This is a genomic window from Pseudodesulfovibrio tunisiensis (assembly GCF_022809775.1).
Taxonomy (GTDB): domain Bacteria; phylum Desulfobacterota; class Desulfovibrionia; order Desulfovibrionales; family Desulfovibrionaceae; genus Pseudodesulfovibrio; species Pseudodesulfovibrio tunisiensis.
The window spans coordinates 1355706-1377205 of sequence record NZ_CP094380.1 but is presented as its reverse complement, the minus strand read 5'-3'; the positions used below and the strand labels follow the sequence as shown (position 1 = coordinate 1377205).

Here is a 21500-nt window from a genome sequence, read left to right as displayed (position 1 = left end):
CGGCAGATCGCCCGTCATTCCAAGGAGAATGCCAATGAGCAATGAATTCCACATCGTGGTTTGCGGCAGTATCGTTCCGGACCCCTTGCAGAAGCTCGAACCTGTGCAGGGTCCCGGCGGATATGCGCTGAAGAACGAAATGATGCTTCCCGCCGTGCTTGATCCCTGGGCCGGTCATGCCTTGTACGAGGCCGCGAATCTGGCCAAAAGCCATCCGGGCAGCAAGGTCTGGCTGGTATGTCTCGGCCCCAAGGCCAAGTTGCAGCAGGTCATGATGAACGTGGCCCAGAAGGTGCCGTTCGAAATCGTGGTTGCGGACGGCAATGCCTCCGGTTTTACGGATGCCTTTGAGACCGCCAGCGTGCTTTCCCGGTCCATCGAGGCCATTCCCGGTCTGGACAGGGACAGATTGCTTCTGTTCGGCGGTTGGCAGTCGGCTTCGCGCGGTTCCGGCGCGGTCATGCAGATGGTGGGCGAAATGCTCGGCGTGACCGAACAGTTTCAGGGCGTGGACAAGCTCACCGTGGGCGATGACGGCTCTTTGGAGATCATGGAGCGCATCGAGGGCGGCTGCTACCAGACTTCCGTGGTGGACGGCGCGCCCGCCGTGCTCGGATGGGCTACCGGCGAACTGCCCGAGCCTCCGAACAATCCGCAGGTCGGCATGCAGAACATGCAGAAGATCATGCCTGCCCTGGCTCAGGCCAAGCCCGGCGACGTGTCCGGCTCTTCCCTGTCCTTCGAGGCGGTTCAGGTCCCGGCCCAGCGCCGCGAGACCCGTATTGTCAAGGACACCCCGGTCGACGAGATCGCCCGGGAGATCGTGGACTGGCTTTCCGCCTAAGCAATCAAGGATGGACATATGAGCAAGATTCTTTTTCTCGCGCACACCGAGGCTGACGGTTCCCTGCACAAGGCGGCCCGCGAGGCCCTGACCGGTGCCAAGGCGCTGGCCGAAGGACTTGGCGGAGAATTCGCCGTCGGCATCATCGGTGCGGATGTTCAGGCTGCTGCCGACTCCATCGGCGGATGCAATGGAGCGTTTTTCGGCGTGTCCGGCGAAGAGTTCGCCGCGCCGCGCTATGCTTCGGATCTGGCCGCTGCCGAGGCCATTGCCAAGGCTGCTGGCGCAGACATCATCGTGGCTCCGGCTTCCTACCGTTTCAGCCGCGCCTTGCCCGGACTGGCTGTGCGGCTGCAGGGCAGGGTGGATACCCACCTGTCCGGCATCGAGGTCAGGGACGGCAAGCCTGTTGCTTCCCGCTGGTATTATCGCCAGCGCATGGAAGGCTCCTTCACCCGCGAGGAGCGTCCGTGGATCGTGACTCTTGATCCGGGCTGCTTCGCTCCGTTCGAAGGCGAGGCTTCGGTCGAGGTGCAGGCCGTGGATGCGGCTCTGCCCGCCATGCGCACCAAGGTCGTGGGCATTCAGGCCCCCAGCGAGGACGAGCAGACCATTCGTCCGGACGCGTCCGTGCTGTTCGTGGCCGGAGCCGGCTGGACCAAGAAGCAGGGCGACGGTGCCACGCATGTGGATGTGGCCGAGCAGGTCATTCTGGGATTTCTGGGCAGGACCAAGGCTTCCCTTGGCTCGTCCAAGTCGCTGGTGGACCTGTCCGGCGAGGGGCAGGATGTCATTTCCTTTCTCACCCACATGCATCAGGTCGGCCAGACCGGCGCTACGCCGCGTCACCCCAAGGGACTTGCCACCTGCTGCCACGGCGAGGAACCGCATGTTGTTGGCTGGCGATTCATCAATGAACGCCGCGCCATCAATACCGACGCCTCCTGCGGCTGGGCTCAGGGCAAGTGCGACGTGCTTTACGTTGCCGATGCCTTCGAGGTCATGCAGGCCGTGAACGAGCTGCTGAACGGCTAGCAGACTTGTTGAGTGTATGAAAACGGGCTGCCGTCTTGGACGGCAGCCCGTTTCTTGTATGGGGAAAATGATTCGTGCCCTGTTGTTCGGAGGGCGAAACGTCTAATGATTGTTCAGGTATTCGCGCAGGGCAATGGAAAACTGGTCCGGGCAGGAGGTGGCCTTCTTGCCGCAGGTAATGCCCTGAAGCTTTTCAATGACCTCTTCCGCGTCCATGCCTTCGACGAGTTTGGCAATCCCCTTGAGATTGCCGTCGCACCCACCGGTAAAGGCGACATTGCGGACCTTGCCGTCCTCCACGGCAAAACGGATCAACTTCGAACAGACGCCCTTGGGAGTGAAGGTTTCGCGGTCGTCATTGGCTGCGAACGGGGAAAGCATATTGAGATCAAGATTTTTCATGGAAAATATCCTGTAATTTGGTGTGGTTTTGTGAATCGGGTAACAAACGGGAAGATTTGGGTACCGCATTCGGGACCGAGATGCAAGGGGCTCGGCCAAGCCGCTTGTCGCGGCGTACGGATGCCGCGGGATATCCGTATCGGGATATTGGAAAAGCCTACTGTCGCGGGTCGTTGCCATTGACGGAAAGGCCGGGTACATTTTCCCTCGCGCATCGGCCGGGATGCGCGAATTCCATCAAAAAACGGAGCAGAATGATCATGACCGAATGCCTCGCCTTTCTTGACACGTGGACCAGTGATCCCGCCGAGGTCAAACCTGCCTTCGAGCGGTTCAAGAGCTTTCTGGAATCCTGTGAAAACGCGGAACTCTCGTTCAAGTCCCGTCCCGGGGTCAGCTATTCCCTGCGCGGCAAGTGTCCGGGCCACGAGCGCGACCTTTTCGTGATGGTGGACGTGGTGGACGACGATCCCGAGGATCGCTGGCTGTCCGTGTGCTTTTACGACGATCAGGTTTCCGATCCCGACGAGATCGGGGACTGGGTGCCCGAAGGGCTGGCAGGCAAGGACGCGCGGTGTTTCGACGTGTCTTCCGCCGAAGAGGAGCTGGTTGCCTATGTGCAGACCCGCATCGGCGAGGCCTGGAATGCTTCCAGAGCTGCCGTGGCCTAGCAGACTGCCCGGAGACACGACCGCATTGTTTCGGGTCGTTCATTGAAAGCGAGAAAGGCTTCCCCGGACCGTCCGGGGAAGCCTTTTTGTTTCTCGTTGGCAAAAGAAGTAAGGATGCTTGAAATATAGCAATCCGTGTGCCAACTTGTTCGGTCAGAAGGAAATATAATTTTATCATTGTATATCAACAGGTTGTGATTCGAATGGGTTGATCGGGTGGAAATGGGGTATTGGACGTTGCGGCAAGTTTTTTGAACCGGCGGATGATCCGGGCATGACGGGTACAATTTTTTCAACCGGTTGCATGGTCGAGACAAGGGGTACTGCGGGTGGAACGATTCATGATCATGGTGGGAAGTCTGGCCTTGGGACTGGCTCTCAATCGATTCGGGCTTGCCGGGGGACGAACGCGGGAATGGCTGAATCACGCCGTGATCTGCGTGTGTCTGCCCGCGCTGGCTCTGCTGCATGTTCATGCCCTGCCAGTGGGACCGGAACTGCTGCTTCCGGCCCTGATGGCATGGATCGTCTTCGCTGTCGGGTATGCCGTGTTTCGATTGGCCGGGCGCGTGTGCACCCTGTCGGAAAAAAGCGTTGTCTGCCTGGCCCTCACTGCGGGGTTGGGCAACACCTCGTTTGTGGGATTGCCCATGATAGAGGCGTTCTACGGCCCGGAGCATCTGGGAACCGGCATGCTGTGCGATCTGGCCGGAACCTTTCTGGTGCTGTCCGTCCCCGGCATGATCCTTGCGGTTCGGGCTTCGGGCAGGGCTGTGGGACTGGGCGGAGTCGTGCGACGGGTGATTCTGTTTCCGCCGTTTCCGGCACTGCTCGCGGGGTTTGCCCTGCAACCCGTGGCGTATCCTGCGTGGTTGGAAACAGCCTTGTCATGGCTGGGCGCGCCATTGACTCCCCTGGCCATGATCGTTGTCGGATTGACGCTGGACTGGCGGCAGGTGCGGGAAACCGGAAGTGCGCTCGGCATTGGACTCGGATACAAGCTGGTCGCGGCTCCGGCCCTGATGTTCCTGCTGTATCTGGTCGTGCCGGATCAGCCGGGAATGGCCGCGCGCGTATCGGTGTTCGAGGCCGCGGCCGGGCCCATGATCACCGGAGGCATCGTGGCCATGCGCTACGGTCTGAATCCGGGACTGGCCGCGTCCCTGCTCGGGATCGGCGTGCCGCTCTGTTTCGCGACCATGCCTGTCTGGTATTGGCTCATCAGTCTGTACTGATGGTGCCGAATCCGTTTTATCTGTCGTGTCACCGCCTCCGGAAGGTCTCCGGAGGCGGTGATTTCTTTTGCGTTACATTCCGATCTTGAGAACGTCGCGGGCGTACTTGATGCTCCGGATGCATGCATCCATCTGCTTGTCCCGGGCGACTTCAAGGGAATCGTTTTCCATGTCCCATTCGATCTCGAAGGTGATGCGATCGGTCGGGGATTCCTTTCTTATGATGTCGTAGGTCTTGAAGCAGTCGATGTCGCCATCGCCGAGGGCAACGCCGTGAAAGCGGATGCCGAACTGGTCGCGGTCGAGCTTGTGGTCGCAGAAGTGGTTGGAGAAGGCATAGGGGGCCAGCTTCTTCACTGCGGATTCGGGATTTTCCAGAACGCCCATGGAATTGACCGTGTCCACGCAGGCTCCCACCTGCGGATGGTTGATCCTGTTGATCAGCCACAGGATTTCATCGGCGAATGTTTCCGTGTGATTTTCCAGAGCGAGCCTGATGCCGGTCTTTTCCAGCAGAGGCAGTGCGGCGATCACTTCGTCGTAGACGCTGCAAAGCTGCGTCATGACCTTGGGATGAAAGCAGCTGCCGTACAGGGGGCGGGGCGGCGGCGGATGTCCAGACTGATCTTGGCCAGATCAGCACCGATCTTGTCGGCAATGCGAATGCCGTCTTCCACGCTGTTGGTCAGGCGAGGGTCGAATTCCTCGTCCAGAGAGAAATTGTACTCCAGATACAGTCCCCGGGCTTCGGCGGCTTCCTTCACTTCCTTCAGACGCTGGTCGTCCTTGCTTTCCAGATCGCAACCAGTGATGTGGAGTCCGTCAAGGCCCCATTCCACGGCCTTGTCCATCAGCTGGAGCAAGGTCATTTCCTTGGGCCGCGGCTCGGCAATCATGCCCCAATTCTGACCCAGTCCCCAGAGATGAAGCGTGTAGGTGTGCAGTCCGAGTTTCATAGCCTTTTGCATGATGGAGCCTCCATTGATTGATGTTTGAAACCGTTGTCGATCTTCCTGTGAAATATGCCAGACTCTTTCATGGAATGGAAAACCAGTGAAATGCCTGGCTGCTTGCATTTGGAAAAGGCAGTTTTACGAAATGACGCATTCAAAATGCGGAAACGGTATATGTTTTTTCTTGTGGCTACCTTTCCAACAAGCGTTGCCCGTATGCTTGAAGATTTAGCAACGTATGTGCCACGTTTGCATGAAAGATTTTTATTGTTTTATTATGCTGAAAATAAAGGAGGTTTTGTTGTGCAAGGTGATGATGTGAATGCAGGGGAGAAAGAAAAAACACAGCCAGATTTTGCCAATTTAAAGTCAGATTTCAAATTGGCAAAAAAAGATTGGCAAGGAAAGCCGTTGTCGTGGCTGCCGGGGAAAGGGATGCGAACGAGTCGGGGCCGCGGAATTGCTACAAAAGGAAGTCCTTTCGCTGGATGTCGTATTTCTTCATCTTGTAATTGAGCAACTGTGGGGAAAGGTCCAGTTCTCTTGCTGCTCTGGAAACATTGCCCTGAAAAAAGGTCAGCATTTCCCGAATGGTTCGGCTTTCGTTGTCTGCCTGAATGCTTGCCAGCGATTTCCCGTCAAAGGGCGCTGCCGTGGCAGGCGTGTGCGTTTTCTCGGGAAAGACGACGTTGAGTGAGGCGGAGGTGGTGGTTGCCGGTGTTCCCGGGCGGGCGGAGGGCTGGATCGGAGCCGAGAGCGTTTCCCTGATGTGATCCGGCAAATGCCGGGTGGCAATGGTCTCTCCCTTCCGGACCAGATTGACCGCGCCTTCGATGACATGCTCCAGTTCCCGGACATTGCCGGTCCAGCGGTGATTGTGGAGCAGGTCCATGACTTCGGCCGAGATGGTGTTGACCGTCTTGTCGAGGAGCGCGCTGTATTTGTGCAGGAAATGCTGGATCAGCTTTTCCATGTCACCCATGCGTTCCCGAAGAGGGGGAATCCGGATGATCAGCACGCCCAGACGGTACAGCAGGTCATAGCGAAGCGCGCCTCTTTCCGCTGCCAGATGCGGGTCTTCATTCACCGAGCTGATGATTCGGATGTCCATTCTGGTTTCCCTGAGCGAACCAATGCGCCGGACCTTGCGCTCCTGAACGACGCGCAGCAGTTTTGCCTGCAAGCCGATGGACATGGAGTTTATTTCGTCAAGGAAGAGAGTGCCGCCGTCGGCCTGCTCGAAGAGTCCCTGCTTGTCCAGAGCGCCGGTAAACGCGCCCTTGGCTGTTCCGAACAGGATGCCCTCCAGCAGATGCTCCGGGATGGCGGCACAGTTGATGGCGGTGAAGGGTTTGTCCTTGCGCGTGCTTTCGTTGTGGATGGACTGGGCCAGAAGTTCCTTGCCGGTGCCGGTTTCGCCGTAGATCATGATGGATGAGGGGGAAGCCGACGCCACGCGGGCCGATTCCATGGCTTTGACGAACTCCGGGGACTGCCCGATGATGTCCTTGAAGGAAAAACGGGTTCCGTTTCCGAGGTCGGGGTGGTCCCGGGTCGGAGTGGCCGGAATGTTGAAAGTCCGTATTTCGCGGCTTGCATGGGGTTGGGAAATGGTTTCGAAGGTTTCCCGGGTGATGCTGTAATCCCGTACGAAACAGATCGTGCCGATCAGGGCGTTGCAGGAACGCAGCGGATACACGTTGTGTATGGAATTGACCACCTTTCCCAGCCGGGTGCGGTAGTAGCAGGTGAAGTTGTCCACGGCGCGGCCCGAATTCACGCATTTCATGATCGGAGTGTCGTCGTCATCCACGCGGTAGCAGTCAACGACCTTCTTGCCGATAACGGCTTCGGGGTCGAGGTTGTCGATGCGCGCCTGCACGTCGTTGAAGTAGAGAATCGTGCCCACGGTATCCGTGATGACCACGCCCATGTCGAACTGGTCGAAAATGGGAAGGAAGGGAATGGAACCGGGGTCGACATTCGGAAACAGATCGTGAACTGCTGCTGGCTTCATTTTCTCGTGCCGTTGGGGAAAGTGGTTTTCGATATGGCTGAGAATGCAGATAGCAGTTTTTCAGAGGATTGAAAAACGAATCGTGTGGAGCGACAGAAGAGGGCTGGGGCAAAATCAAGGCCGGAATCGTCATGATTCCGGCCTGTTTCGTGATCTTGCTGTCGGAGCTACGCGATCCGAAGCCCGGACTCCGGATCGAAATAGGAAACATGGGTCAGGTCGAGCGCGAACGAGTGCGTGCCGCCGGGCTCCAGATTCGAGTCGCCGTGCAGCCGGGCCGTGACGTCGCGGCCGCCGAGCTGCATGATGGCGAACGTGTCGGCTCCGGCCGGGTCCACCATGTCCACGGTGTGCGTCATGGTCTGGAAGTGGGCGGGAACGTTTTCGGTCGCGTCGATCATGGCTTCGGGCCGGATGCCGAAGGTCACGGTCTTGCCGTTCATGCCGGCAAGCGCGGCTGGCGGAGTTGTGTCGAACAGCACGACCTTGTCGCCGTTGTCGCGTTCGATGGCAATGCGAACGCCGCCCTGTTCCGCATGCACGGTGGCCGGGATCAGGTTCATGGGCGGGGAACCCATGAAATCCGCGACAAACGTGTTGGCGGGTGAGTTGTACAGTTCCTTGGGCGTGCCGATCTGCTGGAGAATGCCGTTGTTCAGCAGGGCGATGCGGGTCGCCAGAGTCATGGCCTCGATCTGGTCGTGGGTCACGTACACGATGGAGGCGTTCATGGTCCGGTGCAGCCGCTTGATCTCGGAGCGCATGGACACGCGCAGCTTGGCGTCCAGATTGGAGAGCGGTTCGTCGAACAGGAAGAGCTTGGGATTGCGCACCAGAGCACGGGCCATGGCCACGCGCTGCCGCTGACCGCCGGAAAGCTGGGCCGGTTTGCGGTCCAGCAGATGGTCGATCTTGAGCATTTCGGCCACGCGCTGCACGCGTCTGGCCTGTTCCGCCTTGTCCACGCGGCGCACGCGCATGCCGAACGTGATGTTGCCTTCCACGGTCATGGTCGGAAACAGGGCGTAGGACTGGAACACCATGGCGATGTTCCGCTCGCTGGGCTTGACCCGGGTCATGTCCCTGCCGTCGATCATGATGCTGCCGCCGGTCACGTCGGTCAGGCCCGCGATGCAGGAGAGCAGCGTGGATTTGCCGGACCCCGAGGGGCCGACCAGCACCAGGAATTCGCCGTCCCCCATGGATACGTCGATGTTTTTCAGAACTTCGGTCCTTCCGTAGGATTTGCCGAGGGACTGAATGTCCAGAATCGGTTTGTTTGCATCCGCCATTGAAAGCCTCCATTAAGCCGCGGTACGGGCTTCCCTCATTGCCTTGATGTCCCGCATGGCCGGATGGGTGCGCGGAAACGTGTTGATGGCACTGGATGCGGTCAGCACACCGGTTTCCACGGCTGCTTTCAGGTCCTCGCCGCTGCACAGGGCCTGAAGGTATCCGGCATTGAAGCAGTCGCCCGCGCCAATGGTGTCGAAGGGCTTCACCCGGGGCGCGGGCACCGAGAAGGTCCGCCCTTCCGCATGAACAAGCGCGCCGTCTGGGCCGTTCTTGATCACCACGATGCAGTCGTCCGGGAGCTGTCGGCCCAGAGTGGCGGCTGCTGCCTCCACCGTGTCCTCGTGGCTCAGGGCCGTGGCTTCCTTGTCGTTGATCAGGATGTGGCGGCATTTGCCGAACCAGCCGAGCAGTTCGTCTTCCAGATTTTGGGTCCAGCCGTAGCAGGGCCAGCCCGGGTCGACCGCCAGTTCGTAGCCTCGGTTCAGCAGTTCGTCGATGAGTTCGCCGTAGCCGTCCGCAAGGTCCGGGCTGAGGAACACGCCGGACAGCATGGCCAGTCCGCCCTTGCCGGGCAGTCCCTGGAGCGCGTCCATGATATGGCGCGTGGTGAACTGTTCCAGATGCCCGGGCGTGGTCAGAAAGGTGCGGTCCCCGCTGGCATGGACAATGCCGATGGAAACCGTGGTCGGTCCGTTGATGAAGGACCAGCCTTCGGCGGCCTCGCCGTACTCCTCCTGAAGCCAGCGGCCCACGTGGTCGCTGCCCACTGCCGAGATCAGGCGGCAGGGCTGGTCCAGCGCCTTGAGGGCCAGAGCCGTGTTGCCTGCGGAGCCGCCGGGCCTGAGGTCGCTCATGGAGAACACGGTTTCCGTGCCTTCCTCGGGCCATTTGTCCATGGGCCCGAGGATGAGGTCCGCGTTGACGTTGCCGATGATGAGCAGTTGGGATGCGTCCACGAAATCGCCCCTACTCGCCGTTGGTGACCTTGGAGGAGCGCAGGGGCGTTCCCACTTCCGGAACCATGAGGGCAGCAGCCTTGACCAGTGCTGCCTGCATGGCGACCACGGCCTCGGCCGCGCCGCCCATGCCGGGACGATTCGGCAGGGAGATGGTCACGCAGCCTTCGGGAGCTTCGCCGCCGCGCAGGTCGAAAAGCACGGGACGCATGCCTGCTGCCACGCATTCCGAGGCAAGGCGTTTGACCGAGTCGGATTCGTCCTCCACCGGTGCGAGCAGAATTACGCCGATGCCGGGCTTGAGCACCTCGAACGGACCGTGGCGGAACTGGCCGCCTTCAAGGGACAGGGTGGGAATCCGGCCCAGCTCCATGAGACAGAGGGAACCGGCATCGGCCACGCCCTGAAGCAGGTTGCGGCCGGAAAAGATGATGCACTTGCTTTTTGCGAGCAGTTCCACGGCTTCCGCATCGTCGCATTCAACGGGATTGGACAGGGCGGCCAGAAGTTGATCCTGAGGCAGACCCAGTTTTTCCAGCACGGCAGCGTGCAGGGCCAGGGAGATCAGAATGCTGCGCGTGGCTGCGAACGCCTTTTCCACGCCACCCGCGCCGATCAGGCTGGGCAGACGCTGGGCCAGCGGGCTGTTCGAATCCAGAGTCAGGCCGAAGAAATGGGTATGATCCGGGGTGTCGTCCAGATAGCGGATGATCTCGCCGGAACCGCCGGACTGGGAGGTCAGAATCTGGGTCATGGGCTTTCCGGCAATGGGCGCCCGGAGATATTCGGAGATGACCTGAGCCGTGGCGTCGATGCCTGCTGCGCGGTACGCGGGTTCCACGATGCGGTTCACCCAGTGGGATGCGCCCATGCCCAGAAGCATGAGTCGTCCGGTGTTTTTCAGGCTTGCGGCGATTTCCACGGCAATGGGTTCGGCCAGGTGAAAGGAACTCAGGGCGTCCTTGTGCTGGCGACCCATTTCATCTTGGAGCATTTGCAGCCCGGTGAGGCTGGCGTTCTGGTTCTGCATTGATTTCATCAACCTTTGACGCCCCCGGCAGCAAGGCCGTGGACGAGATGTTTCTGGAAGAATACGGCGAGCAGGGTGGGCGGCAGGGAAGCCAGCACGCCCACGGCCGCGATCAGGCCATAGTCGGTAACACGTCCTGCCGCAAAGTCCGCAATGGCCACGGGCAGGGTTTTTCCCCGGAGATCGCTGTTCAGGATCAGGGAATAGAAGAATTCGTCCCATGCGAGCAGAAAGGAGAGCATGGCCGTTGCCACGAGCGCGGGTTTGGCCATGGGCAGGACAACGCTCCACAGGGTGCGCAGGGTGCCTGCGCCTTCCACCACGGCGGCGTGTTCCACTTCCACGGGCAGCACGTCCAGATTGCTTTTCATCAGCCATGTGGCAAAGGGCAGCACCATGGTGCAGTAGACCGCGATCAGGGTGAACGGGCTGTTGAGCATGCCCAGTCCGCTGAACATGGTGTACAGGGGCAGGATGTAGGTGATGGGCGGCATCATGAAGGTCGCCAGCATCAGGAACAGGATGGCCCGGGGACCGTTGCGCCGCGAAAAGGCGTAGGCCGCAGGAATGCCCGTGAGCAGGGCGATGAATGCGGACCCGGATGCGGCGATCAGACTGTTGCGCAGTGCGTGCAGAAACAGGTTGTCCGCGATGTCGCCGTTCATGCCCAGCAGTTGGGCGTAGCGGGACCAGTCCCAGTGCTCGGGCAGCCAGTTCAGGGGCACGGCGAGCAGTTCCCGGGGGCTCATCACGCTCATGATGACCAGCCATGCAAGCGGGGCCAGCGTGACCACGGCGATGAGCAGCACGGCCGCATAGAGACAGCAGGTATGCAGGAAGCTTCTGTGCATCAGTATCCCCCCTGATTCTGTCTGCGGATCATGTTGAAGTACACGGCGATCATGAGCGCGCTGATCACGGCCACGAGCACGGCGTAGGACGCGCCGCTGCCCGAGCGCAGGTAGGCGAAATATTCCTGATACACGAAGAAACTCGCGGTTTTCGTGGAATCCGCCGGGCCGCCGCGGGTCATGGCGTACACGATGTCGAACACGCGGAAGGCCTCGATGGTCCGCAGAATCACGATGACCAGCAGGGGACCGATGATTCCGGGCATGATGATGCTGCGGAACTGGTGCCATGCCCCGGCTCCCTCCACGCGCGCCGCGTCGAACAGCTCGCGGGGGATGGTCTGAAGCGCGGCCAGCACCACGAAGGCGATGAGCGGATAGTTCTTCCACACGTCCGCAAGGATGACCATGTTCATGGCGATTCCCGGGTCGCCCAGCCACGAGCGGTAGCTTTCCGTGATGCCGAGCTGGGTCAGGGCCGCGTTGAAGCTGCCGTAGTCCGGGTGGAAGATCAGCCGCCACATCATGGCGTTGACGATGGTGGGCACGGCCCATGGCAGGATGATCAGGGTGCGGACCAGAGCCCGGCCCTTGAATTCCACGTTCAGGAGCATGGCCACGGCCACGCCGAACACGGTTTCCAGTCCCACGGACATGATGGTGAAATACAGGGTGCGCCACAGGGCGTCGCGGAAGTCCGGATCGGTCAGGGCCCAGATGTAGTTCTCGAACCCGACCCATTCCACGGCCTGATCAAGGGCCGTGATTTCCGCATTGGTGAAACTCAGCCAGAGGGTACGGAGCAGCGGGGTGAAGGTCACCACCGCAAGGATGGCAAGAGCTGGCGCCAAAAGCACCCATACCTCGCGCTTTCGACGCCAGCTTTCCATGATCATTCTGTTTCAGTCGTCCGTTGAATCGTTTCTTATCTCAGTCGGGCGGCCCGTTTGGCGGCCTTGTCCATTGCGTCGGCAGGAGTCGCCTCTCCGAGCAGGGCTTCATGAATGTAGCGCTGCAGGATGTTGGACAGCTCGGTGTAGGACGGTACCAGCGGGCGCGGGGTCATGACCGCGATGCCCTGACTGGCCGCCTTGACCAGCGCTTCCTGTCCCTTGACCACTTCCGGGTCGGAATAGGAGGACTTCCAGATGGGCAGGCTCAGGCGTGCGTACCTGTTCTGCACGGGCTGGCTGGTCAGGAAGGTGATGAACTTCCATGCCTCGTCCTGATGAACGCTGTTGCTGGTGATGCCAAGACCCATGGAGCCGTTCACGCCGGAAGCCGTGGAAATGCCGTCCACGCCCGGGCAGGGCATGACGTCCACATTGCCCGCGACCCTGCTTTCCTTGGGATCGTTGGCCAGATTGTACATGTAGGTCCAGTTCATGGCAAAGGCGGCTTCGCCGTTGGAGAACACGCGGCGCACGTCCTCTTCGAGGTATTCGCGGGAACTGGGGTTGGTCAGGCCGTCCTTGAGGGAGGCGGCCATGTAGGTCACTGCGTCCAGAGCGCCACCCTTGTTGAAGGCGGGCTTGCCGTTCTCGAAGAACTTGCCGCCGTAGGCAGCCACCAGCGTGGTGTAGTCGCAGATCATGGCTTCGGACTGGGACCAGCTCCACACGATGGGGTATTCCACGATGCCCTTGGCCTTGATGGCGGTCGCCTGTTCGGCCAGTTCCTTCCAGGTTTTGGGGGGATTGCTGAATCCGGCCTTCCTGAGCATGTCCTTGTTGTAGAACATGTACTTGGTGTCCAGAATCCAGGGCATGCCGTAGCGCTGCCCGTTGCAGCTGACAGTGGTCCAGGCGCCGTCGAAGACCTGCTGTTCCACTTCCTTGGAAATGCGGTCGGTCACGTCCACCAGAAAGCCGCGCTTGGCGAATTCCGCAGGCCAGACCACGTCGAAGAGAACCACGTCGTAGCCGCGGTCTCCCGCGCCCTTGGCAGCGATGATCTTGTCGTGCAGGGCCTCGTACGGAACGAATTCCAGATTGACCTTGAGGCCGGGATTGGCGGCTTCGAAGTCCGCGGTCATGGCCTTGACGTCGGCCTCGCTGTAGGCGGCCTGGCTCATGAACAGCGCGTTGAGCGTGGTCTCCGCATGAGCGGTGACGGCCATGGCCAGAAAAAGGGTCGTCGCCGCGAGTGCGGTCAAGAAAGTCCTCAGTTTCATCGCTTAGCCTCCTGATGGTTGTTGGACTCCTGTCTGCGGAGACCGTTACCGCCACCTATTTTTTTTGTCAAATTGATTTAAAAAAAGATTGGGAGTATCCTGTTGTCATGCCAACCCAAATTCAGCTTCCCGCATCCTTCAGGACCACGGGCACCAATCTGGTGCAGGCCAAGAGCCACAATCACCGTGTGGTGCTCGAGGTCGTGCGTACCCGAGGACCGCTTTCCCGCGCCGATATCGCCCGCATCACCCTGCTGTCGCGCCAGACCATCCAGAACATCGTTGCGGAGCTGGAAGAGGACGGACTTGTCACGCTCGAACCCAACGAGAAGACCGGGCGCAAGCGCGGGCATCCCGGGGTGGGCGTGAATTTCCGTGCGGACGGCGGGTTTGCGCTGGGCATTCATCTCGACCAGTTTTCCCTTGTGGCCGTGCTCACCAACCTGAGCGGGGAAATCCTGTGGGAGGAAACCTGCGACGTGATCTATCCCGATCCGGAGACCGCTGCGGGCATTCTCAAGGACATTCTGGCGAAACTGGAACGGGAGCGGCCGGAACAGGCCGAACGGCTCGTGGGCATCGGACTGGCGCTGCCCGGCCCGTTCAATGTGGCGGGCGTGTCCTCGCTCGGGCCCACGGCCCTGCCGCGCTGGGCCGAACCCGAAGTGCCCCAGTGGCTCAGCGATACCCTCGGCCTGCCCGTGATCGTGGAAAACGATGCCTCTGCCGCGTCCGTGGGCGAGCATCAGTTCGGGACAGGGCATGAACTGGACAGCTACGCCTACATCTATTTCGGTCTCGGTCTTGGTGCCGGGCTGCATCTCAACGGCAGCCTCTATGCTGGCGGCGGACACAATGCCGGGGAAATCGGGCACATGATCGTGGACCCGGACGGCCGGGAATGCCCGTGCGGCAACAGGGGATGTCTGGAGCGCTATGTTTCGCTGCAGGCCATCTACGACGCCATCGGCATGGACAATCCCAACCGGGAATCCATCAAGGTCGTGGAGCGGCTCTTTCGGGAAGAGGACCCGCGCATCATGGCATGGCTCGATTCGGCCATCCCCCGGCTCAGACTGGCCATCAACATTCTGGAATCCGTGCTCGATACCGATGCCATCATGATCGGCGGACGGCTGCCCCGGAGTGTGCTGGAAGTCATCATTTCCCGGCTTGAACCGCTGCATGCCACCGTGACCACCAGCGACAGTTCTCTCGGCTCGCGTGTCATGCTCGGTGCGTGCGGCCCCAATTCCACGGCTCTGGGGGCGGCGGCTCTGGCCGTTTTTTCCCAGCTGAGTCCTCAGGTGGATATGCTGCTCAAATGCTAGGCGGGCCGCTGGCGACCCTCCCGGAGGGCCGGGCGTGCCCGGACCTGCCAAGGAGCAGGGCCCCATGGATCCCCAGATGGGGGAAAGAGGGAAGAGTTCTTTTTCCACTTTTTTGAATTCTGTTTCGGCAGGGTGAATTCCTTTCAAAGAATTTCAGCTGTCGGAGGCAACAGGAACGCCCCCGCGCCTTGGCGCGGGGGCGTTGTCTTGCTGTGCGTGTCGCACGCGGCCCCGTCTTTCTGGGTGCGACTAGAGCATGAACACGAAGAACATGCCGACGGTGCCTACCACGATGCCGTAAAGCATGAGGGGCGGGAAGGTGCGGCGGAGGATCAGGCCTTCCATGCCCACCAGACCGACGGTGGCCGAGGCGGCAACGATGTTGTGCACGCAGATCATGTTGCCCATGGCTGCGCCCACGGACTGGATCGCCACGATGATCTCGTGGCTGATGCCGAGGCTGGAGGCCACGCCATACTGGAATTCGCCGAACAGCAGGTTCGAGACCGTGGCGGAACCGGTGATGAAGGAACCGAGTGCGCCGACAAAGGAGGCGAATGCTGGCCATGCATTGCCCACGATGGCAGCGGAGGCGTCGGCCATGCTCAGGGGCATGGACTGGTAATCCATGGGATTGTTGCCGGACTGCTTGAAGATTTCCACCATGGCCACGGCAAAAAGCATGGCGATGGTCGGGTTTTTCAGGGCCTTGAATGCGTCGCCCCATGCCTTGGAAACCTTGGGCTTTTCCATGCGGTGCAGGAACGCGGTGATGATGGCCACGAGAGTGAAGGGAATCACGCCGGGCAGGTACAGGGGCTTCATGGTGAAGTTCACGGTTTCATAGCCCAGAATGTGCTTCCAGCTCAGGGCGAAGGAATTCAGCATTCCCTTGAAGGGCAGGGATTCCAGACGGGTCAGGACCAGCAGCGCCGCGATGAGCACGTAGGGCAGCCATGCCTGAAACTGGCTCATGCGGGGCTTGAGCGTGGTGGAACCCGAGGGAATGGTGCCGACCCAGTCTTCGGACCAGGAGCTCTGTTCCGCGAAATCCCAGTTCTCCTTGGGCATGAGGAAGCCTTTCTTGGCAGCGAAGATGACGCAGGCAAGGCTTACGAGACCGCCCAGCATGGCCGGGAATTCCTCGCCAAAGGCAAAGGCCGTGAAGGTATAGGGAATGAGGAAGACCGTGGACGCGAACACCGAGAATTTCCAGACGCCGAGGCCTTCAAGCCAGGACTTCTTCCTGCCGAACACGCCGGTAAGGAAACAGACCGTGAACAGGGGCAGGATGTAGATCATGGCCGCATGCAGCAGGGTGGACCACTCGGCAATGTGCTGGAGGAACGCCTTGAATCCGGCAGGATCAAGCCCGGCAACGCCATTGGCAATGTCCGCCGTGACCTGGGGCTTGAGGTTCTTGAGGCCGAACCAGATGGGCGTTCCCACAGCGCCGAAGGTCACCGGGAAGCTGTTCGCCACCAGACAGACCACGACTGCGGCCATGGCCGGAAAGCCGAGACCCAGAAGCAGGGGGGCGGCAATGGCCGCCGGGGTGCCGAATCCGGCCGCGCCTTCGATGAACGCGCCGAACGTGAAGGCGATGATGATGGTCTGTACCCTGCGGTCCGGAGACAGATCGAAGAAGCCGGCGCTGATGGTCTCCATGGCCCCGCTTTCGCGCAGGGTGTAGAGGATCAGGATGGCGCCGAACACGATGATGAGTACGTTGATGGCACTGCCGAATCCGCTGAGAGTGGATGCGGCGATGAACCCCATGGGCATTTTCCAGACGAACGCGGCCAGCAGGCTGGTGACGATCCAGGCCAGGGGCATGGCCTTGGTGGCGGGCCAGCGGAGTCCAACCATGAGCACCAGGACGAGCGCTATGGGCACGAGGGCCATCAGCGCGAGCATGAAAATCGACATACGTTTCCTCTCTCGCGGATCTTGCCTGTCAGGGGTTCCCGAAAGGCCGGGACGGTTCCACGCTACCTCGAAGGGGCGAGAAGAAAGCGTAGGGGATACCGCCCGGCTGCAGAGAAGCCGGTTGCCAGAGCAAAACCCAATTTGATTGATGTTCGAGGAGCGCCTTACCTAAGGGCGCTCCAGGCGCAGGCCGCGCGACAGGTTGACGATATGCCGCGCGGGCTGCCTGGTTCCCGAAGAGCGGATTGCGGGGCCGCTGCGTCGGGCACCCAAGGACGTGTTTGCGAGGTTTGCGAATTCCCTGCTTGCATTGTCCGAGGGGCTTTTCTGATTGGATTTGCTTAAACAAGTATCGTGCCAAATCAAATGACAACAATTTCAAGTGGATAAAAGTTGGGATGCCTGTCCGGAATCCCGGACGCAGGGGGTGTTTATGAAAAAGTGGAAAAAAGGATGCTTTTTGTATCATGCTTGAATAAAAGTCTTTTTGCCTGCATTCTGCAGACTGGCTTTATTTCGTGCCGGAACTCTCCTCATATCAATTGTTATCTATCATCCCGGTTTTGATGATATTATTTTTTATTGTTCTGAAAAAAGAGAAAGATACGGGGGAAAGGGGACTTGCCGTGGGCATTGCGGAGATTTTCGGAAAAAGCGGAAAGGAAAAACCCTGGCAAACGGTTTGCGTGGACCATTTGCCAGGGCGGCGAGTGCGGGAAGCTGGAATATGGGGCGGCTATTTCGTGGAGATGCCGGCCTTTTTGAGCAGAGCGTAGAGATGGGATTGGGAACAGCCCGAAATTCTGGCCATTTCCTTGATGTTGTTATCCGTGGCCCGCTGCAGTTCCGTCAGGTATTCGGACTCCATGTCCACCTTGAACGTTTTCAGGGAGTGGCCGGATTGCACGGCCCGGGCTGCCGGGGATACGGTCGCTGTGGCCATCGGGGCAACTTGCGGAGCCGTCTGTTCCGTGATCTGCGCCTTGGTTGCGGCGATGCGGACTTCGGGCGGCAGGTGGTGCGGAATGAGCTGATCGGTTTCGCTGGCACGGATGAACGCGGTTTCCACTGCGGCGAAGAGTTCGCGCACGTTTCCCGGCCAAAGATGGGCCGCGAGCGTTTCATAGAATTCCGGGGCCACGGTCTTGGTCTTGCCGTATTGCCGGGCCATGCGGTTCACCTTGTAGAGCGCGAGCAGCTTGATGTCTTCCGGGCGTTCCCGCAGGGGCGGGAGCTGAATGTGGATGGTCTTGATCCGGTAGAGCAGGTCCTTGCGAAATTCTCCGCGGGCCACGTCTTCCTTGAGGTCGCGGTTCGTGGCCGCGATCAGCCGGAAATCACTGGTCAGTTCGTGGGTGTCGCCGACCGGGCGGAAGGCGTGTTCCTGCAGTACGCGCAGAAAGGCCTTTTGAATGGGGAGTTCCATTTCCCCGATTTCATCCAGAAACAGGGTGCCCTTGTCCGCGACCTTGACCAGACCGATGCGGTCCTTTTCCGCTCCGGTGAATGCGCCGCGTTTGTGACCGAACAGGGTGCTTTCCACCAGTCCCTTTTTCAGGGATGCGCAGTCCACGGGCACGAAATCCTTGCTTTTCCGCTGGCTGTTGCGGTGGATGGTCCGGGCGACCAGTTCCTTGCCCGTGCCGGTTTCCCCGGTGATCAGCACGTTGGAGGAGGAAATGGCGGCCTGACGGAGCTGGTCGTAGCAGGCCTTCATCTTCGGACTGATGCCGACAAGGCCGCGCAGGTCGATGGACAGGGAGCGGGCCGCAGCGCGTTTCTGGGAGCGATATTTCAGGGCGCGTTCCACGCAGAGCATGGTCTGTTTCACGGATGATGGCTTGACCAGATAGTCCCAGGCGCCGGCCTTGATGGCCAGTTCCGCGCCATCCGGATCGCCCTGCCCGGTGAGAATGACCACTTCCGGGCGGGTGTGGGAACCGAGTATTTCCGGAAGTTCGTCCAGTCCGTTGCCGTCCGGCAGGCGGACGTCCAGAAAGACGAGGTCGAAATCGTCGTCGACCAGCAGGGTGCGGGCCTGTTCCAGAGTCAGTGCCGGGGCCGCCTCCATGCCCATGCGCGCCATGATGCGCAGCATGGTTTCGCTGAAGCGGGGGTCGTCGTCAATTATCAGTATCTTGGTCATGGCTGTCTTGCGAGTCCAGTGCGGCACGCACAACGCGGGCGAGCGCACGGCCCGTATACGGTTTGATGAGAATTTGTGCAATGTTCGGGGCACTCTTGGCCGCAGCGGCCGCTTCCTTGCGCCCGGAAACGAGGACCACGGGCAGATCCGGGAAGATCTGTTCCAGAGTGCGGGCGAGTTCGACGCCGTCCAGTTCCGGCATGTCGTAGTCAGTGACCACCACGTCGAACGGCAGGCCCGAGGTCAGGACATCCAGAGCCATGTGCCCGCCTTCGGCAGAGGACACGTCGTAGCCGTGTTTGGCCAGAGCGCGCGGCACCACTTCGAGCTGGGCGCGGCTGTCTTCCACGAACAGGACCCGTTCCGTGCCGTCCGTGGGGCCGCTGCTCACGATATCCTCGGGAACGTTTGCCGAACGGATGGGCAGGTGAATGTCGAACACCGTGCGTCCGGGGCGGCTGGAAAGCCGGACCCGGCCACCATGGCCGCGCACGATGCCCTGAACAATGGCCAGCCCCAGCCCGGTGCCTTCGCTCTTGTCCTTTGTGGTGAAGAACGGGTCGAATATGCGCGCCGCAATATCCTGAGGAATGCCGGGGCCATTGTCCGCGATGCTCAGGCGCAGATAGCGGCCCGGTTCCAGCCCGGCCCGGTCGGGCTTGGGTTCGGTCAGGTGTTCCTGCACTATGGATGCATGGAGGTGGCCGCCCTTCTGGCGCATGGCGTGGAACGCGTTGGTACACAGGTTCATGATGATCTGCCGCATCTGGGACGGATCCGCAAGGCATCGGGCCACGCCCGGAGTCACGTTGCGCGTGAAGCGGATGTTTTCCGGCAGCATGGCGGCAACAAGGTCCAATGCCTCGTTCACCGTGGCCGCCGGATCGATCATGATCGCGCCTTCCGTGGATGGACGGGTGTAGGTGAGAATCTGGCTGACGAGCTGGCTGCCCTGTCTGGCCGCATTGTGGGCCCGTTCCACGTCACTGGCCGCATCCTTGTGACACATGTCCATGAGCGCGAGTTCCGTGGAATTGATGATGGTGGTCAGCAGGTTGTTGAAATCGTGAGCAATGCCGCCGACAAAGGTGCCGATGGCCTCCATCTTCTGGGACTGGATGAGCTGGCGTTCCAGACTGAGGCGCGCGGTCACGTCCTCGGCCGTGGAGAGCACGCCCGTGGTGTTGCCTCGGTCGTCGTGCAGGGGAACCTTGTTCACTTCAAAGGCCGTGCCGTGGTGCGGTCGGCCCTGATACTCGGCAACGCGCTGCAACGTGGGGCGGTTGGACTGGAGCACCTTTCTGTCCGCCTGTTTGCCTATGCCGGGGAAGTTTTCGTCCAGAGGAAAGTCCTTGCCGGTTCTGCCTTCGGCCTCTTCCGGGGATGTCAGGCCGAAGAATTGGGCAAATCGGCTGTTCACGCCGAGATACCGGCCCTGTCGGTCCTTCCAGTAGATGATCTGGGGCAGGGTATCGATGACCGAGCGGAGCATCTTTCTGGACAGGGCAAGTTCCCGTTCCGCGCGCACGGCGCGGCTGCGGCTCGCTCCCAGCAGTATGGTGAAGGCCATGAGTCCGGCAAGGAGCAGGGCGGCGGTCCACACCACGCGCTTGTTCAGAAGATAGGTCGCGCCCGGCCTGTTGATGAAGCGGCTGTTCTGCGGGAACAGGCTTTCGGTCAGCCCGAAGCGGGTCAGCACTTCCCAGTCAAAGGTCGGGGGTGTTGGCTGGGTTGTGGCCAGCGGGATGCTTCGGGGCGTTTTTCCGTCCAGAATTTCCAGCACCATCTTGGCGGCCTGTGCCCCGTGATCCTGTCCGCTCAGCAGCCTGCCGCCCACGATGCCGTGGTCCAGCAGGAAGTTCCACGCACCGTATATGGGCACACTGGCGTTGCGGTACAGGGTGTTGATGACTTCCGCTGCGGACAGGAAACGTCCCTGATTCTCCACGTAAAAGGGAACGAAGAACAGAAAGGTGTCATCGGGGAGCGTTCGGACGCGCTTGACCATCTGGTCCAGGGAGAGGTCGTCCCAGAATTCGAATTCCAGTCTGTCCTTGAAGGCCGGGATGCTTTTTCTGATCTGGGCCGAAATGGCCTGTGCGGTCAGGGACGGGTCCGCGATCACCACGGCGCGTTTTTTCCCGGGATCGAAATCCAGAGCGATTTCCATGTTGCCCTGAATGTCCAGTTTTTCGACAACGCCCGTGAATAGGGGCTGATTGTCGAGGTCGGCCATTTGCAGATCATTCACGCCGCAGAATACCACGGGAACGTCGGGGAACAGTTCGTTGTGGTTGTCCAGCATGAAGCGGAACGCGTCGTTGTCCGAGCAGATCACGGTGTCGAAATCGGTCTTGTGGAATTTCTGGGTGAAGAGCTGCTTGAGCAGGGCGCGATTTTCCGGGCCGGGATGTTTCTTGGCATCCATGTATTCCACTTGCAGGTCAACGGTGTACCGGCTTTTCCGCAAGGTCTGGCGTATGCCTTCCAGAATGTTGTCGGACCATTCGTATCCGTTCTGGTAGGAATTTATGTACAGAACCTGCTTGCGGTCCGTCCCGGCATGACAGGGGACGGTGACCAGCAGAAGCAGGATTGTGATGGCGAATTTCAGATTTTGCATGTGGGGAT

19 protein-coding genes are annotated in these 21500 nt (G+C 60.3%); 6 read left to right on the top strand and 13 right to left on the bottom strand.

The window, feature by feature from the left end; genetic code table 11:
- Window positions 1-34 precede the first annotated feature (34 nt).
- On the top strand, window positions 35-844 hold the full coding sequence (locus MPN23_RS06905; protein ID WP_243546964.1) for an electron transfer flavoprotein subunit beta/FixA family protein: 810 nt from the start codon (window positions 35-37) through the stop codon (window positions 842-844).
- An 18-nt stretch (window positions 845-862) separates the two neighbouring features.
- On the top strand, window positions 863-1879 hold the full coding sequence (locus MPN23_RS06900; RefSeq protein WP_243546963.1) for an electron transfer flavoprotein subunit alpha/FixB family protein: 1017 nt from the start codon (window positions 863-865) through the stop codon (window positions 1877-1879).
- A 102-nt stretch (window positions 1880-1981) separates the two neighbouring features.
- Here the strand turns inward: MPN23_RS06900 and MPN23_RS06895 are convergent, their stop codons facing one another.
- Window positions 1982-2281: a TIGR03905 family TSCPD domain-containing protein gene (locus MPN23_RS06895; RefSeq protein ID WP_243546962.1), complete on the bottom strand. Its 300-nt coding sequence runs from the start codon at window positions 2279-2281 to the stop codon at window positions 1982-1984.
- A gap of 260 nt (window positions 2282-2541) precedes the next feature.
- Here MPN23_RS06895 and MPN23_RS06890 point away from each other — a divergent pair, with 260 nt between their 5' ends.
- Together MPN23_RS06890 and MPN23_RS06885 are read left to right on the top strand one after the other, a co-directional pair.
- The gene (locus MPN23_RS06890; protein ID WP_243546961.1) at window positions 2542-2952 is read left to right on the top strand and encodes a hypothetical protein; all 411 of its coding nucleotides are present in this window, start codon (window positions 2542-2544) and stop codon (window positions 2950-2952) included.
- Window positions 2953-3293: 341 nt separating this feature from the next.
- The gene (locus tag MPN23_RS06885; RefSeq protein WP_243546960.1) at window positions 3294-4187 is read left to right on the top strand and encodes an AEC family transporter; all 894 of its coding nucleotides are present in this window, start codon (window positions 3294-3296) and stop codon (window positions 4185-4187) included.
- Window positions 4188-4259: 72 nt separating this feature from the next.
- On the opposite strand, the gene MPN23_RS06880 is transcribed toward MPN23_RS06885, so the two are convergent.
- Both MPN23_RS06880 and MPN23_RS06875 read right to left on the bottom strand, forming a co-directional pair.
- Window positions 4260-4751 (bottom strand): sugar phosphate isomerase/epimerase family protein, encoded by a 492-nt coding sequence (locus MPN23_RS06880; RefSeq protein ID WP_243546959.1) that lies wholly within the window; start codon window positions 4749-4751, stop codon window positions 4260-4262.
- Window positions 4748-5155: a hypothetical protein gene (locus MPN23_RS06875; RefSeq protein ID WP_243546958.1), complete on the bottom strand. Its 408-nt coding sequence runs from the start codon at window positions 5153-5155 to the stop codon at window positions 4748-4750. The genes MPN23_RS06880 and MPN23_RS06875 overlap by 4 nt, the downstream gene beginning before the upstream one ends.
- Before the next feature lie 69 nt (window positions 5156-5224).
- Between MPN23_RS06875 and MPN23_RS06870 the strand changes: the two genes are divergently transcribed.
- Window positions 5225-5656 carry a hypothetical protein gene (locus MPN23_RS06870; protein ID WP_243546957.1) on the top strand — a complete coding sequence of 144 codons (432 nt, stop codon included), beginning with the start codon at window positions 5225-5227 and terminating at the stop codon, window positions 5654-5656.
- Here the strand turns inward: MPN23_RS06870 and MPN23_RS06865 are convergent.
- The 7 genes from MPN23_RS06865 to MPN23_RS06835 all read right to left on the bottom strand — a co-directional run bounded on the left by MPN23_RS06865 (window position 5604) and on the right by MPN23_RS06835 (window position 13463).
- Window positions 5604-7157 (bottom strand): sigma-54 interaction domain-containing protein, encoded by a 1554-nt coding sequence (locus MPN23_RS06865; RefSeq protein WP_243546956.1) that lies wholly within the window; start codon window positions 7155-7157, stop codon window positions 5604-5606. The two genes, MPN23_RS06870 and MPN23_RS06865, sit on opposite strands and share 53 nt — an antisense overlap.
- A 167-nt stretch (window positions 7158-7324) precedes the next feature.
- Entirely contained in the window at window positions 7325-8449 is a 1125-nt protein-coding gene (locus tag MPN23_RS06860) for an ABC transporter ATP-binding protein (RefSeq protein ID WP_243546955.1), read from the bottom strand.
- Between the two features lie 12 nt (window positions 8450-8461).
- Entirely contained in the window at window positions 8462-9409 is a 948-nt protein-coding gene (locus tag MPN23_RS06855; protein WP_243546954.1) for a carbohydrate kinase family protein, read from the bottom strand.
- 10 nt (window positions 9410-9419) lie between these two features.
- Window positions 9420-10439, bottom strand: a complete 1020-nt coding sequence (locus MPN23_RS06850) for an SIS domain-containing protein (protein WP_243546953.1) — start codon at window positions 10437-10439, stop codon at window positions 9420-9422.
- An 8-nt stretch (window positions 10440-10447) separates the two neighbouring features.
- Window positions 10448-11290 (bottom strand): carbohydrate ABC transporter permease, encoded by an 843-nt coding sequence (locus tag MPN23_RS06845; RefSeq protein WP_243546952.1) that lies wholly within the window; start codon window positions 11288-11290, stop codon window positions 10448-10450.
- On the bottom strand, window positions 11290-12186 hold the full coding sequence (locus tag MPN23_RS06840) for a carbohydrate ABC transporter permease (protein WP_243546951.1): 897 nt from the start codon (window positions 12184-12186) through the stop codon (window positions 11290-11292). Before MPN23_RS06840 ends, MPN23_RS06845 begins: the two co-directional genes overlap by 1 nt.
- Before the next feature lie 29 nt (window positions 12187-12215).
- A complete protein-coding gene (locus MPN23_RS06835) occupies window positions 12216-13463 on the bottom strand; it encodes an extracellular solute-binding protein (RefSeq protein ID WP_243546950.1) in 1248 nt (415 codons plus the stop codon).
- A gap of 107 nt (window positions 13464-13570) precedes the next feature.
- Here MPN23_RS06835 and MPN23_RS06830 point away from each other — a divergent pair, with 107 nt between their 5' ends.
- Window positions 13571-14794 carry an ROK family transcriptional regulator gene (locus tag MPN23_RS06830; protein WP_243546949.1) on the top strand — a complete coding sequence of 408 codons (1224 nt, stop codon included), beginning with the start codon at window positions 13571-13573 and terminating at the stop codon, window positions 14792-14794.
- 249 nt (window positions 14795-15043) lie between these two features.
- On the opposite strand, the gene MPN23_RS06825 is transcribed toward MPN23_RS06830, so the two are convergent.
- The 3 genes from MPN23_RS06825 to MPN23_RS06815 all read right to left on the bottom strand — a co-directional run bounded on the left by MPN23_RS06825 (window position 15044) and on the right by MPN23_RS06815 (window position 21492).
- Window positions 15044-16723, bottom strand: coding sequence for an L-lactate permease (locus tag MPN23_RS06825; RefSeq protein WP_243546948.1), 1680 nt, complete (start codon window positions 16721-16723; stop codon window positions 15044-15046).
- Window positions 16724-17459: 736 nt separating this feature from the next.
- Window positions 17460-18869 carry a sigma-54-dependent transcriptional regulator gene (locus MPN23_RS06820; protein WP_243546947.1) on the bottom strand — a complete coding sequence of 470 codons (1410 nt, stop codon included), beginning with the start codon at window positions 18867-18869 and terminating at the stop codon, window positions 17460-17462.
- Window positions 18847-21492: a hybrid sensor histidine kinase/response regulator gene (locus MPN23_RS06815; RefSeq protein WP_243546946.1), complete on the bottom strand. Its 2646-nt coding sequence runs from the start codon at window positions 21490-21492 to the stop codon at window positions 18847-18849. Before MPN23_RS06815 ends, MPN23_RS06820 begins: the two co-directional genes overlap by 23 nt.
- Between the last annotated feature and the right edge of the window lie 8 nt (window positions 21493-21500).